Below are 13,505 nucleotides of genomic sequence, written 5' to 3' on the forward strand. Positions count from 1 at the left end.
AAGCAACGATCTCTTTTGACGATGTGCCTGGCCAAGTACAATTAGGACTGAAACCGGACTCAACTAGGAGGAGAAAGATATGCAACCCATAACAGCAGTTATACTTGGTGCCGGCAGTAGGGGCCGGTACATCTACGGGCCTTATGCCGAGAAATACCCGAATGAACTCAAATTCGTTGCCGTAGCGGAACCCGATGAAGAACGCAGAAATCGGTTTGCTGAAATTCATGGAATCGCCCCGGAGCATGCTTATGCATCTTGGGAGCAAGCGTTCGAACAGGGACGCATAGCGGATGTGATGATTATCTGCACGTTGGACCGGATGCATTTCGTCCCCGCCATGAAGGCGCTTGAATTAGGCTATCACGTGCTGCTGGAAAAACCGATGTCACCCGAACCGGACGAATGCATCATGCTCGTAAGAGCCGCGCAGAAATACGAACGGCTGCTTATCGTCAGTCACGTACTGCGTTATTCGCCATTTTGGGCTGGCATCAAGAAGTGCATCGAAGCGGGAGAGCTGGGCACAGTCGCGACAATCCAATTAACAGAGAATGTTGGATATGAGCACATGGCACACAGCTTCGTTCGGGGAAATTGGCGCAATGCAGAGGAAACAAGTCCGATGATATTGGCCAAATCATGCCATGATCTGGATATCATTTCATGGCTGATGGGGGAAACTTGCACGGCGGTCAGTTCCTTCGGATCGCTGCTTCATTTTAGGGCGGAGAACGCGCCTGCGGGAGCGACGGACCGCTGCATCGACGGGTGCGAGGTGGAGAAAGATTGTCCGTTCTCTGCGCTGAAGATGTACATCCAGCCACCGCACCATCCATGGGCACGGTATATGACGCATGATTTGTCGCAAGAGGGAATTATGAGGGCGCTTCAGGAAGGTCCGTTTGGACGTTGCGTGTATAGGTGTGATAACAATGTTGTCGACCATCAGGTCGTCAATTTGGAATTTGCAGGCGGAGCCAATGCCACGTTCACAATGTCCGGATTTACGCAAAGCGGTACGCGAAGGGTGCAAATCATGGGGACACACGGTGAAATTCGTGGCGACATGGAGGAAGGATCTTTCACATTATACCGGTTTTCAACCGGGGAGAAGGTCGACATTCAATGCTTTACCGGTGGTGACGGACATGGTGGCGGCGATGCGCGCATGGTCGGCCAATTTGTAAAGGATGTCCGTTTATTCGACCGCAGTCCGGCCGCCGGATTGACTTCCGCAAGCGCCTCCTTACAGAGCCATCTCATGGCATTCGCTGCGGAGCATTCGAGATTGCACGGAGGGCAAGCGGTGAAGCTTTCTGACATGCTAAGTGAAGGCAATTCGTGATTGATGACTTGAAATTGCTTGATGAAGCGAAACGTCGAAAGGAGTCAAGCGGCATGAGAAAATTAATTACGGAAAGAGGCATCGTTGTTTCTTGTCAAGCGTACGAAGGTGAGCCGCTCTATGGCCCGAATTATATGGCCGAAATGGCAAAAGCAGCCGAGTTAGGAGGTGCGATCGGGATTCGTGCGAATGGGGTTGCCGATATATTTGTCATGAAACAATTCATTCAAGTACCGATTATCGGTCTAAATAAAAGGAAAACATCAGGTTGCGATGTCTACATTACACCGACTCTCGAGGACGCTTTGGCGGTATTTGCGGCTGGGGCCGATATTATTGCCATTGATGGAACAGATCGGACACGGCCTGACGGAAGATCGTTAACGGATACGGTTAAAGAATTAAAGGCACGGAACATACCGGTTATGGCCGACATTTCAACTTACGAGGAGGGGATATTCGCTGCTGAATTAGGGGTTGATTATATTTCGACAACACTTTCTGGATATACGCCATATAGCCTGCAGACCCGCGAACCCGATATCGAATTGGTCGCTCGATTGGTTAGTAGCGTGCCAGTGCCCGTTGTAGCGGAAGGGAAATATAGCCAACCTTCGGAAGTCAATCGCGCTTTGGATGCAGGGGCGCAATTCGCTGTGATCGGAGGCGCCATAACGCGCCCGCAGCATATCACGGAGAGATTTATTCAAGCGTTATCTATGCATACGGAACCGAGTAATGAAGGGTCGCATGTCACATGAACGCGATTGGGATCGATATCGGGGGCACTTCTATAAAAGGAATCGTCATCAATAGTCAAGGTCACCTATTGGATCAAACCAAGATTGCGACCGACGCCGCTCAGGGAAGAGATCATATAAGGGGAAAAGTAAGATCCGTGATTGCGGATCTTCTTGCGTCTCAACCGGACGTGATCGGAATTGGCATCGGTACGGCGGGTCGCGTCAACACCGAGACCGGAGACATCGTTTATGCGACTGCGAATTTGCCCGGATGGCAGGGGGCGAATGTGAAGGGATGGCTCGAGTCTGAATTTGGCCTGCCCGTAGCCATTGATAATGATGCCAATGCGGCCTTATTAGGGGAAGCATGGCTTGGCGTAGGCAGAGGATATCGTGATTTGACGATGTTAACGCTTGGTACCGGGGTTGGTGGCGCCAATATGGTTCGTGGCGAACTCATCCGCGGGGCGCAGTGGAATGGCGGCGAATGGGGGCATGTCATTCTTGTGCCGGGTGGGCGTCCTTGCAATTGCGGTCAATATGGGTGTATTGAACAGTATGTCTCCGGCACAGCTTTTGTAGCGGCTGCGCGAGAAGCTGCCCAATTTCCATATAAGACGGGCATGGAAGTTCTTCAAGATCTGGAGCAAGGTCAACCGCAAATCGTAAGCATGGTCGACCGTTTTATGAACGACTTGTCGATAGTCATTTATAACATTCATCTTGGACTCAATCCGCAAGCGATTCTAATTGGCGGAGGACTTGTTGATTCCAAAGAGAAATGGTGGGGTATACTCACGTCAAAAGTGGAGCAGCTGCAGGGAGGCATCGTGATCAGACCCGCTGAACTCGGCAATCTGGCTGGGTCCATCGGTGCAGCTAACCAGATTTTTATTTTGAGAGAAAGATAAAGTAAACAAGTGTATATAAAAGTAAGAAGTTATCTCTTTGTATGGCGTGACGGGTCTCTTAGTATTAACAGTGAAGAGGCCTCTTCACGCATCTGATTGTAAAGCAGTCAAAACTTTCATTCAGGAGGGAAAATGATGATTTCGATGAAAAAATGGATGTCCCTGGCCGTCTGCACGGTGATGATGTGCACCATGGTCCCCAATGTTCATGCAGCAGAGAAACAACCGGAACTTCGCAATCTCGCCAAAGGTTTAAGCTATGAATGGTCGGAGGCGCCGGAACCCGGCTATCCGGATACCGGGAATAAGCTTACGGATGGGAAAATTGGCAGCTCGAACGTACTCGATCCTGCATGGGTAGGAAATTTGCATAAGAAAACTCGCGAAATCGTGTTTGATCTAGGCGAGTCCAAATCCATTTCCAGCATTAAAGCCCATTTTCTGCAAGATTGGCCGGGTTCGGCGATTCTCTTTCCTCTGACGGTTTCCATGTACGTATCCGACGACAAAGAGCATTGGGGAACGCTTTCCCATAAAGCGACCGAGCATCTGTGGAGCGACGGCCCTCCGGTAGATCAGTACTATGTTTGGGATGGGAGCAAGGATGGTGTAGAAAGACCCGGTCCAGATGCGTCGGCGGCTTATGCCCGTTATGTCAAAGTGACATTTTCCATGCACTCAAGAGCGTGGTCGTTCATCGATGAAATCGAGATCTGGGGTACCGACGGAAAAGTGAAGGGTGCCAAGAAGGTGAAAGCCGATCCATTCACATATTTGCAAGCGGGTAAAGACACGGCGGGAATTAGCAATTTATCGCTCTTATACAATGGTTATTATGCCAACGGAGACGGCAACTGGACGAAGGAGAAACTGATCCCCGAGATCGGCTATATGAATAAGGAAGGGAAACCGGTCGATTGGCTCTTTGACGGCGTCCTTTCACTCGGTTTGATGACTCCGCAATGGCGAGACTTTGGCGGCGGTGGAACGAACCTGTCGGATTGGAAATGGTATCTCGATAAGACGCTTTCCGATCAAGGCGACATGCGTCAACTGAATGATGCGACCAAAGAAGTCGGCGGGCAACTTGGGCAGCCGAAGCATAAAACAAAAGTCGTCATGATGATCCCGAATCCGGGAGAGTATTTATCGGATTTCGGCGATGTGGACGGTGACGGGATTTCGGAGAACTTTAATGATGGCATGGTAGGCAAAGAAGCAGCCATGGCCAACAGACAGAAAGTCGTTAGCTGGTGGATTCAAGAGGTTAAAAAGCGTTGGAAGGAACAAAATTATTCCAATCTCGAGCTTGTCGGCATGTATTGGTTGGATGAGCAGGTAAGTACGAGTGAAATTGGACCTGAAATGATCCGATTAGTCAATAATCAGGTTCATGATCAGGGCCTCAAGTCTTTCTGGATCCCTCACTTCTTGGCGTACAAAAGCTTTATGTGGAAAGATGTCGGCTTTGATGCAGCTGCTTTTCAACCGAACTATTTCTTTGAGCCACTGAATGTTGACCGTATCGAAGATGCTGCGAACATTGCCAAGTCGTACGGTATGGGCGTGGAAATGGAATTTGACGATCGGATGCTGACGGATAAGGTGTTCCGTGACAGATTCTATGACTATCTCAAAGGCGGAGTCCAATATGGCTATATGGGGAACGCATTTAAAGCGTATTACAAAGGCAGCGGCCCCGTCTTGATGAAAGCGGCTACAAGTCAAGATCCGGAGATCCGTAATTTGTACGACTCGCTATACCGATTCACGAAAGGTACGTACTCCAATTAATGCGGCTCAGATTTTATTGAAAACCTGCGATCCCGTCAAAGTAGAACGACACGCAACCCCCTTCCATACAGGAAGGGGGTTGTATCATTAACGACACCAAATTATTTTTATATATTCATTGACAGGAATATTCCTTTTGGGGTATATTGTAATTGTGAGTACGGTAACTTGTCAAAGAAATGAGGTGGCCTGAGATGACTGGAACAGGAAGAAGAGCCTTTGCCGTACCCGATGTTTACATGCGTTTCCTCAAAGGAACATCTGAATCATGGATATAACAACTTTTAGCGCACTGGCTGAACCCAATCGTTTACGCATTGTGGAGCTCCTGCTCGACGGCCCCTTAACCGTAGGGGATATCGCCGATCGGCTTGGGCTGCGGCAGCCGCAAGCCTCGAAGCATCTGCGTGTTCTGCTTGAGTCCGGTCTCGTTGAGGTGCAGGCTGTCGCGAATCGCCGGAATTACAAGCTCCGATTGGAGCCGTTTCAGGAATTGGACGCGTGGCTTGAAACCTACCGAGGTGTGTGGGATGAACGACTCGATGCTCTTGAGACTTATCTGCAGAAGCTGCGAACGAAAGAAAACAAACAAAATTAAATTTTATGGAGGGATTTTCAATGTCGAACAAAATGATTACCAAGGTAGAGGGTCAAGAACTTATTCTGGAGCGCATTTTTGATGCGCCGCGCGAGCTTGTATTCAAAGCGTTCTCCGATGCGGAGCATTTAAAGCACTGGTGGGGGCCTCGCGGCTGGACGCTTACGGTTTGTAACGTCGATTTTCGTCCGGGTGGCATCTGGCATTATTGCATGAAATGTATCGATGAGAAGCAAGGGGATTTTTATGGATTCGAATCTTGGGGTAAAGCAGTTTACAAGGAAATTGTAGAGGCGGAAAAGATCGCTTACGTCGATTTCTTTTCGGATGCCGAAGGCAATGAAAATCAGGAAATGCCGTCGACACAGGTTACGATGACATTTGTTGAATACGAAGGCAAGACGAAGCTTATCAACCGGGGTAAATACGCTTCGGCTGAAGCACTCAAAACCGTCATGGATATGGGAATGGAGCAAGGAATTACTGAAACTTGGGATCGTCTCGAGGAGCATCTGCAATCCATTCAATAATTTTGAAAATAAGAGGAAGACGACAACTGGCTTTCTCCACTTTTTAAAGCTGCCGCCATGGCAGCTTTTTCTTTATTCTCGCAGGCCATCGCAGACAACGGCCATGCTGAGGACATATGTCCTTTTCCAATAGCTCAATTTATCTTTTAATAATGAATAAATGGAAATTGAGGAGAGCGGAACTATGAGAGGGAGTATATTTGCGTTTTTTGGCGGGGCTTTTATTACACTGCAAGGGGTAGCCAATTCACGAATTAGTCAAGATATCGGCACGTGGCAAACAGCGGCAATCACCCAGTTAACCGGTTTTATTATGGCCTTGATGATCCTGATGTTCGTCCGAGACCGGAAATGGCAAGGGTTTAAGCGAGTGAAACCGTTATATCTGAGTGGCGGGGCTTTTGGGGCAGTCATTATTTTCAGTAATGTTACGGCTATTCATCAGATCGGTATTACTCTTACTATATCTGCTCTGTTGATTGCTCAGCTATGTCTGACCTTCTTAATTGATATCAACGGATGGTTCGGCGTGTTGAAGCGGAAGATGAGGGCGCCACAGTTCATCGGTATCGGAATGATGATAGCTGGTGTGTTGATCCTAAAATTTTGATAGTATGTGTATGTAACAGGAAAGAAACTTGAGGTGAACCGAGTTATGAAAGAAGTTCATGATCGTGATCAACTGAATCATTATTTGCACGTTTATCAATTGGAATCCGTGTTTAATAAACTATTATTGCCGTATTTGTCGCTCTACAGCTTTGATCAAGGGGAACTGATCTGTTCCCAGGGTGAAACTCCACAGTTTTTGTATGTGCTAGTTAAGGGTAAGATTAAAATTTATACCACCTCGGCGGAAGGCAAATCACTTATTCTTTCTTTTAAGACACCGCTTGAGTTGGTCGGGGATATAGAATACGTACGGGGGACTGATATTCTTAATACGGTAGAGGCCGTATCGTCTGTCAATATGATAGGTATTCATCATCGTTGGTTGAAAAAATACGGAAGCGATCATGCGCCGCTGCTGCAATTTTTATTGGAAATCATTACACAAAAGTTTTATGTAAAATCCAATTCTTTGAGCTTTAATTTAATGTATCCGGTGGAAGTGCGATTGGCGAGTTATTTATTGTCAGTTTCCTATGACGAATCCGATTCACTTTTTAATGGGCAATTAAGTACCGACCGTCTCCCGGATGCGGCAAATTTAATAGGAACCAGCTATAGGCATTTGAATAGGGTCATTGGGCAGTTCTGTAAAGAGGGTCTGATTGAGCGCAATAAAGGGTATATCCATGTTAAAGACAGGAAAGGATTAAGTGCGCTGGCAAGCCACAATATTTACGAATAAACTTGTTGGGGGAGTAATCGATGATTCTTGGATTATCATTGGCGCTAATCGCAGGTTCCCTAGTCAGTCTGCAAAATATATTTAACAGTAAGGTGAATGAACGCGCGGGATCTTGGGCAACAACCACGTTCATTCTAGGAATGGGATTTATGGCTTCACTAATTTTCGGCCTAATCTTTAAAGGAAAGCATTTATTTATCTTGCAGCATATGCAGATTTGGTATTGGTTCAGCGGTTTGATCGGAGTCGGCGTCGTAACCTGTCTGGTGCAGGGGATAAGACTGCTTGGTCCAACGTATGCCATCTCTATCGTTCTGACCGCACAGCTCGGGTTTGCTTTATTGTGGGATTCGCTTGGGTGGCTGGGTTTGAACCAGGTTCCTTTTACTTTCAACAAATTGATAGGTGTCCTTGTTATTGTCGGTGGCATTGTTGTATTTAAATTAAGCGGTAGACGTGACACCCCGTCCATACAGAAAATGGAGAGATCATTATGAAAAAATACCAGACTTTATTATTCGATGTAGATGATACGCTATTGGATTTTCGTGCTGCAGAAAACTTAGCCTTGCGCCTGCTGTTCGAAGAGCAACAAATTTCCTTAACCACTGAAATCGAAGCACAATATAAGAAAATAAATCAAGGGCTCTGGAGGTCCTTTGAAGAAGGAACAATAGATCGCGATGAGGTCGTGAATACTCGATTTTACATGTTATTCAAGGAATATGGTCAAGAAGTTGATGGAACATTGCTGGAAAAGAAATATCGCGGTTACCTAGAGGAGGGGCATCAGCACATTGATGGTGCATTTGAACTGATAACTAACCTTCAAAATAAATATGACCTCTATATTGTTACGAACGGTGTTTCCAAGACTCAGGATAAACGTTTGCGTGATTCAGGCTTATATCCGTTATTTAAAGGCATTTTTGTTTCCGAGGACACGGGTTTTCAAAAGCCAATGAAAGAATATTTTGATTATGTTTTTGCACGAATTCCTAATTTTTCAGTGGAAAACGGATTAATTATCGGAGATTCCTTAAGTGCGGATATTAAAGGCGGGCAGCTGGCCGGTCTAGATACATGCTGGTACAACCCTGAAATGAAGCCTAATGACACTGACATCGTTCCAACCTATCAAATACAAAGGCTTGATGAGTTGGATCGCATTTTAATGTGAAAAAAAAATCCAGGCGAATAGAGAAGTGAATTCAAGAGCGCTCCGAATATGGGGCGCTTTTGACAATTTACGTGCATTGTGATCCGAGCAAATACTTTCAATGGTACCATTTTGCGAATCATGTTTACATAATAAATGATATGTAAACAGACTATCGATTTTATTGGCACAACAAACAACAAGTTAACAGCGGCAGCGGTGTTTTTCATCGTTACAGCGGCGAGGGGGATATGTTGTCATGTCTCCAACGATGTTTTGAATACTTACAGACGAGAAAAAATACATTTTTGTACGCTGAGCGACGCTGGAAAGATGTCTATCATCGTAACAGACATGTGGGGATGTTGGAATCGTGTCCATAACGATAATTTTCATCTTTACAGATGAGATGATGGGGGATGGACAAAGTCAAGTTCGTTCCCAAAAGTACGATTTTAGATAAGGACCTGGCCACCGGCCAGGTTTTTTTATAAATCAAACGAAGGGTTAGAAGCGATCAGACGGGGATGAGCTGAAGGTTGCAGGCCTTGTTCCGATGACGACGGTCGCGTCCAACTCGTCGGAACTGACGACCTGCGGGATAAGCCCGTTGCAGGCGAAGATTTCAACGGTTTGCGGCGCCTGGCGCTCGCTCGTCTCGACCAACAGGTGGCCACCCGGTGTCAGCCACGTTGTTGCGGCAGTGGCCAATTGTCGCTGGATGACAAGCCCGTCCGCGCCACCGTCGAGCGCTACTCGGGCCTCGTGTAGGCGTGCCTCCGGAGGCATCATCCCGATCGACTCGGTGGGTACGTAGGGCACGTTGGCGACCAGGATATCGACACGGCCTCGAAGAGCAGCAGGAAGCGGCTCATACAAATCGCCTTCGAACACCTGACCGCCATCGGCGATGTTACGGCGGGCGCATCTTACCGCCACGGGGTCAATGTCTGCGGCGTACAATTCGACCCTGTCCAGGGTCGCGATAAGAGCGGTGCCTATCGCTCCTGAGCCGCAGCACAGGTCAATGACGACAGGGCGCTCAGATTGGCGGGCGAGGGCAATGGCTTGGCTCGCGAGAAACTCAGTGCGTCGGCGGGGTACGAAAACGCCGGGATCTACGGCGATCCGCAGACCGCAAAACTCCGCCCAGCCGAGTATGTGTTCTAAAGGAAGGCCGGCGATACGCCGATCTACCATGTCTTCAAGTTCGTCCGGCGTCCGTGCCGCGGAAATGAGCAGCTGCGCCTCGTCTTCGGCAAAGACGCAGCCTGCGGCACGAAGCCTGGTAATGATATCATTCATAAATATCCGTCCTTTTACAAAGATAAAGATTACACCCAAAATAAATAAATTCCGCAGATTACTTAAAAATACCTTTATTGGACAGATAAAAACAGCCGAGGAGATCAGGCGCTGAACCTGTGTCCCTCTCGGCTTTATTCATAGCGGCTGTGACCACATCAACCTAATCATCTTGATCTAGCCGCAGCTTATTTCCACTCACCTTGAATTTTATTTGCCTGCAGCTCTTTATTGACGTCGTCAATCATTTGCTTACCGCCTTTGACCATATATTCCTGCACCATTTTATCCCAATCGGAGATCGGACGTTGGCCGAATATCATCTTGGTTGTCTCATCTGTGATGTACTTGCCCAGCTCATCGCGTTTCTCCATCAGAGTCGGAGAGATGATGCGGCTAGTCGGGTTGATGTAAAATTTCATATTATGCAGCATGTCGGCGAGCGCTTGATTGAACTTCTTCCCGTCCGGCGATTTATCCGTTTTGGCGAATTGGAACAGATCTTCGTCGTTCATCACCCAACCCCTATCCATAATATAGGCATTAGGCGCGACGTTCGAGCGGTTTTCCGGAATCGGCTGCGCGATGCCGTCAACCATTTTGTAGCCTTTACCTTCCCCGCCGTTCAACCAGTTAAAATATTCATTTTTCGGATTTTGCTCCTCGAGCGGAACGTTTTTATGGAAATAATCGATCATTTCGAGAATACGCTTCACTTTTTCCGGATCGTTTTTGAGTTTGGATGAAATCATGTACATGCGGTACCAGCCGCCGCCGAGTGTAAGGCCTTGGGTGCCGTCCGGCGTCTTGAACGGTGGAATCGGCACGACTTCCGCTTTCGGGTCGTTTTGTTTGAGTGTATCGAAGATTACGCCGTTGCTGCCGCTATTGCCCGGCTGTTCGTACCAAATGCCGACCTTGCCGGCGTTAAACGCCTTAAAGACATCTTTATAAGCCAAGATGGCCCAATCTTTATTGAGAATGCCTTGCTTCTGCAGATCGGCCAGGAACTCGATTTTCTCTTTGTTCGCTTTCGAAATGTAGCCGGGGATATATTGGCCGCTTTCGTTTTTATGATACCAGGTGGTGTTACTGTAATAAGCCCCGAACGACGGATCGTAGTAGATGTTTTTCGAGAGTCCGAGACCCGTGGTATCGTCTTTGCCGTTGCCGTCCGGGTCGTTCTTCGTGAAGGCGATAACGACTTGTTTCAGCTCCTCGTAATTCGTCGGCATTTTAAGGCCAAGCTTATCAAGCCAGTCTTTGCGGATAATCGGTTTTTTCCCGCCTTTGGCCGAGAAGTAAGTCGGAATGCCATATACTTTGCCATCCACTTTGAGCGAGTCCCACACAAAACTCGGTACCACGTTGGTCGATTCATATTGCTTCAAAAATTCGTCGAGCGGCAAGAACGCGCCTTGTTTCGCCCACTTCAAATAGTTGGCGTCGACTTCTTCCATGCCGATGACGTCCGGAAGATCGCCCGAAGCCATTTTGACGGCCAGCTTTTCATCGTATGTATCGAAGGGGATGAACTGCGATTTAAAATCGACGTTGAATTTTTCATTAATCGCTTTCACAGCTTCGCTGTCCGGCGGTGGAACCGGGTTTTCCCATGTGCCGTCAAACCAGTTGATGGTTAACTTTTTCTTGCTGTCTGTTTTGTTATCTGCCGTTTTTCCGTCAGCCCCCGCTTTCGGGCTTTCTTTCGGACTCGCCGCCTGTTCGCTAGAACAACCTACTATGCTGCCGGTCATGACGACCGAGAGCAGGATGGAAACGAAATGTTTTTTCATTTTTTGTCACACCCTCCTTAAATAATAATCCCTTAAATTCCAAAACGAGTAAAGTATTAAAGAGCCACATGAACGTTCAGCCTTTTACTGAACCGAGCATCACCCCTTTTGCAAAATGTTTTTGCAGTAAAGGATATACGATCAATATCGGGATCGTCGCCAGTAAAATCGCCGCCATACCGATCGTCTCGGCGGGAGGGGTATTTTGCGCCAAAGCCGCTTGCCCGCCGTCGGACAGTGAATCGAGCTTTTGGCTTAAGATAACGATTTGTCGCAGGATGACTTGTACGGTCCATTTGGCCGGATCGCTAATATAGATAAGCGCATTGAAATACGTGTTCCAGTTGCCGACGGCATAGAAGAGACCGAATGCCGCAAGAGCCGGTTTTGAGAGCTGAAGGATGATCCGTGTATAGATATGCAAATCGTTGGCCCCGTCAATCACTGCGGCTTCCGTTAATTCCTGCGGTATGCTGAGGAAAAACTGCCGCATGACGATGAGATTGAACGAATTGATCGCGCTGGGGACGATGAGCGCCCAGTAGTTATCGAGAAGATGAGTAGCTTTGACGACCATGTAGGTCGGAATAATGCCGGCGCCAAAGACGAATGTAAACAAGACGAGGAACAAATATACGCGTTGGCCTAAAATGTTTCGAGACAACGCATAGGCCATCATGGAGGTGAGCAGCAGGCTGAACAACGTGCCCGCCATCGTGATATAGGCAGTGACGCCAATCGAGCGCATGAACGCTTTGGAGTTAAAAATAAACCGGTATGCGTCGAGCACCGGGTGCGCCGGGAATAGGACCAAATCTTTCGCTACATATTCCGAGTACGAGGTAAACGAAATAGTGATCATGTAATAAAACGGGAAAAGCATGATAAGCCCGACGGCTGTCAATGACGCAATATTGAGCACATTCGATGTTTTTTCAGCAAATGACCGTTGTTTGACCAATGATTGCACCTCCGTTAGTTAATGAACGTCGACTAGAAAACGCCATCTTCGCCGAAACGCTTGGCCAGCTTGTTGGCGCCGACGATCAGAATGAGTCCTACGAGCGATTTGAACAGCCCGACGGCTGTCGCAAAGCTGAAATCCGACTTTTCGATGCCTTTGAAATACACGAATGTATCCAGGACGTTGCCGATCTCCATGTTCAGCGAATTCAGCATGAGGAAAATTTGTTCAAAGCCGACGTCAAGTACGCTGCCAAGCCGCAAAATCAGCAGAATGACGACCGTGCTGCGGATTGCCGGCAAGGTGATATGCCAAATTTGCCGCCATCTGCTTGCACCGTCGACAACGGCCGCTTCGTACAAGCTGGGATTTACACCAGACAAGGCGGCGAGGAAAATGATCGTCCCCCAGCCCGTTTCCTTCCAGATCACTTCCAGTACGATAAGCGGCATAAACCAGCTCGGTTCTGTCAGAAAGGAAACCTGATCAAGGCCGAATCCGATATGCAGCAGCTTACCTACGATCCCGTCCGTTTTCAGAAACACAGTTACAATGCCGACGACGACGACCCAGGACAGGAAATGAGGGAGGTATACGAGTGATTGGATGAGGCGCTTATACCGTTCGCTGCGCAGTTCGTTCAGCATGATCGAGAGCACGATCGACATCGGAAAGGCGAAAATAATTTGTAAGAAAGATAAGTAAAGCGTATTCCAGATAACACGAATGACTTCCTGATCTTCAAAAATCTTTTTGAAGTGTTTCAAACCGACCCAATCACTGTGCAGAAATCCTTGGAACGCGCTGAAATCTTGAAATGCGATCACATTGCCGGCCATTGGAATGTAGCGGTAAATGATGAAGTACGCCAGTCCCGGCAAAAGCAGCAAGTATAAATAACGCTCTTTCCATAATCTGGATAATGCCGTTTTTTTTGTGTTCGTTTTTCGGACGGCAATGGTGTTCGTACGGATATCGGCATCCGCATTTGTGTCCATCATGG

General features: G+C 47.7%; 14 protein-coding genes. 10 read left to right on the forward strand and 4 right to left on the reverse strand.

Features of this window, described 5'->3' with window-relative positions; all coding sequences use genetic code 11:
- Positions 1–79: 79 nt before the first annotated feature.
- The 10 genes from ACFQZT_RS28665 (at position 80) to ACFQZT_RS28710 (ending at position 8,458) form a co-directional block, all read left to right on the forward strand.
- Positions 80–1,348: a Gfo/Idh/MocA family protein gene (locus tag ACFQZT_RS28665; RefSeq protein ID WP_379305700.1), complete on the forward strand. Its 1,269-nt coding sequence runs from the start codon at positions 80–82 to the stop codon at positions 1,346–1,348.
- Positions 1,349–1,401: 53 nt separating this feature from the next.
- Positions 1,402–2,109, forward strand: a complete 708-nt coding sequence (locus ACFQZT_RS28670; RefSeq protein WP_379305702.1) for an N-acetylmannosamine-6-phosphate 2-epimerase — start codon at positions 1,402–1,404, stop codon at positions 2,107–2,109.
- Positions 2,106–3,002, forward strand: a complete 897-nt coding sequence (locus ACFQZT_RS28675; RefSeq protein WP_379305704.1) for an ROK family protein — start codon at positions 2,106–2,108, stop codon at positions 3,000–3,002. Before ACFQZT_RS28670 ends, ACFQZT_RS28675 begins: the two co-directional genes overlap by 4 nt.
- A 135-nt stretch (positions 3,003–3,137) precedes the next feature.
- Positions 3,138–4,796, forward strand: a complete 1,659-nt coding sequence (locus ACFQZT_RS28680) for a DUF4855 domain-containing protein (protein ID WP_379305820.1) — start codon at positions 3,138–3,140, stop codon at positions 4,794–4,796.
- Between the two features lie 268 nt (positions 4,797–5,064).
- Positions 5,065–5,394, forward strand: coding sequence for an ArsR/SmtB family transcription factor (locus tag ACFQZT_RS28685; RefSeq protein WP_379305706.1), 330 nt, complete (start codon positions 5,065–5,067; stop codon positions 5,392–5,394).
- A 20-nt stretch (positions 5,395–5,414) separates the two neighbouring features.
- Positions 5,415–5,924 carry an SRPBCC domain-containing protein gene (locus ACFQZT_RS28690; RefSeq protein ID WP_379305708.1) on the forward strand — a complete coding sequence of 170 codons (510 nt, stop codon included), beginning with the start codon at positions 5,415–5,417 and terminating at the stop codon, positions 5,922–5,924.
- A gap of 184 nt (positions 5,925–6,108) precedes the next feature.
- Positions 6,109–6,534 carry a DMT family transporter gene (locus tag ACFQZT_RS28695; RefSeq protein ID WP_379305710.1) on the forward strand — a complete coding sequence of 142 codons (426 nt, stop codon included), beginning with the start codon at positions 6,109–6,111 and terminating at the stop codon, positions 6,532–6,534.
- Positions 6,535–6,579: 45 nt separating this feature from the next.
- A complete protein-coding gene (locus ACFQZT_RS28700; RefSeq protein ID WP_379305712.1) occupies positions 6,580–7,278 on the forward strand; it encodes a Crp/Fnr family transcriptional regulator in 699 nt (232 codons plus the stop codon).
- 20 nt (positions 7,279–7,298) lie between these two features.
- Complete coding sequence (locus ACFQZT_RS28705) at positions 7,299–7,775, forward strand: DMT family transporter (protein WP_379305714.1); 477 nt, start codon at positions 7,299–7,301, stop codon at positions 7,773–7,775.
- Positions 7,772–8,458, forward strand: coding sequence for a YjjG family noncanonical pyrimidine nucleotidase (locus ACFQZT_RS28710; protein ID WP_379305716.1), 687 nt, complete (start codon positions 7,772–7,774; stop codon positions 8,456–8,458). Before ACFQZT_RS28705 ends, ACFQZT_RS28710 begins: the two co-directional genes overlap by 4 nt.
- Before the next feature lie 486 nt (positions 8,459–8,944).
- On the opposite strand, the gene ACFQZT_RS28715 is transcribed toward ACFQZT_RS28710, so the two are convergent.
- From ACFQZT_RS28715 to ACFQZT_RS28730, 4 genes are all read right to left on the reverse strand, one after another.
- Entirely contained in the window at positions 8,945–9,742 is a 798-nt protein-coding gene (locus tag ACFQZT_RS28715) for a putative protein N(5)-glutamine methyltransferase (RefSeq protein ID WP_379305718.1), read from the reverse strand.
- Between the two features lie 188 nt (positions 9,743–9,930).
- On the reverse strand, positions 9,931–11,538 hold the full coding sequence (locus ACFQZT_RS28720) for an extracellular solute-binding protein (protein ID WP_379305720.1): 1,608 nt from the start codon (positions 11,536–11,538) through the stop codon (positions 9,931–9,933).
- Positions 11,539–11,614: 76 nt separating this feature from the next.
- On the reverse strand, positions 11,615–12,499 hold the full coding sequence (locus tag ACFQZT_RS28725) for a carbohydrate ABC transporter permease (protein WP_379305722.1): 885 nt from the start codon (positions 12,497–12,499) through the stop codon (positions 11,615–11,617).
- Between the two features lie 32 nt (positions 12,500–12,531).
- Positions 12,532–13,503, reverse strand: coding sequence for an ABC transporter permease (locus ACFQZT_RS28730; protein ID WP_379305724.1), 972 nt, complete (start codon positions 13,501–13,503; stop codon positions 12,532–12,534).
- Positions 13,504–13,505 lie beyond the last annotated feature (2 nt).

Origin of the sequence: Paenibacillus sp. GCM10027628, from assembly GCF_042676385.1 — a bacterium.
Lineage (GTDB): Bacteria > Bacillota > Bacilli > Paenibacillales > NBRC-103111 > Paenibacillus_E.

Bases quoted from the DNA above. Each gene is read 5' to 3' on its own strand.
- ACFQZT_RS28665 (WP_379305700.1), top strand. From the start codon at position 80: ATGCAACCCATAACAGCAGTTATACTTGGTGCCGGCAGTAGGGGCCGG.
- ACFQZT_RS28670 (WP_379305702.1), top strand. From the start codon at position 1,402: ATGAGAAAATTAATTACGGAAAGAGGCATCGTTGTTTCTTGTCAAGCG.
- ACFQZT_RS28675 (WP_379305704.1), top strand. From the start codon at position 2,106: ATGAACGCGATTGGGATCGATATCGGGGGCACTTCTATAAAAGGAATC.
- ACFQZT_RS28680 (WP_379305820.1), top strand. From the start codon at position 3,138: ATGATTTCGATGAAAAAATGGATGTCCCTGGCCGTCTGCACGGTGATG.
- ACFQZT_RS28685 (WP_379305706.1), top strand. From the start codon at position 5,065: ATGGATATAACAACTTTTAGCGCACTGGCTGAACCCAATCGTTTACGC.
- ACFQZT_RS28690 (WP_379305708.1), top strand. From the start codon at position 5,415: ATGTCGAACAAAATGATTACCAAGGTAGAGGGTCAAGAACTTATTCTG.
- ACFQZT_RS28695 (WP_379305710.1), top strand. From the start codon at position 6,109: ATGAGAGGGAGTATATTTGCGTTTTTTGGCGGGGCTTTTATTACACTG.
- ACFQZT_RS28700 (WP_379305712.1), top strand. From the start codon at position 6,580: ATGAAAGAAGTTCATGATCGTGATCAACTGAATCATTATTTGCACGTT.
- ACFQZT_RS28705 (WP_379305714.1), top strand. From the start codon at position 7,299: ATGATTCTTGGATTATCATTGGCGCTAATCGCAGGTTCCCTAGTCAGT.
- ACFQZT_RS28710 (WP_379305716.1), top strand. From the start codon at position 7,772: ATGAAAAAATACCAGACTTTATTATTCGATGTAGATGATACGCTATTG.
- ACFQZT_RS28715 (WP_379305718.1), bottom strand. From the start codon at position 9,742: ATGAATGATATCATTACCAGGCTTCGTGCCGCAGGCTGCGTCTTTGCC.
- ACFQZT_RS28720 (WP_379305720.1), bottom strand. From the start codon at position 11,538: ATGAAAAAACATTTCGTTTCCATCCTGCTCTCGGTCGTCATGACCGGC.
- ACFQZT_RS28730 (WP_379305724.1), bottom strand. From the start codon at position 13,503: ATGATGGACACAAATGCGGATGCCGATATCCGTACGAACACCATTGCC.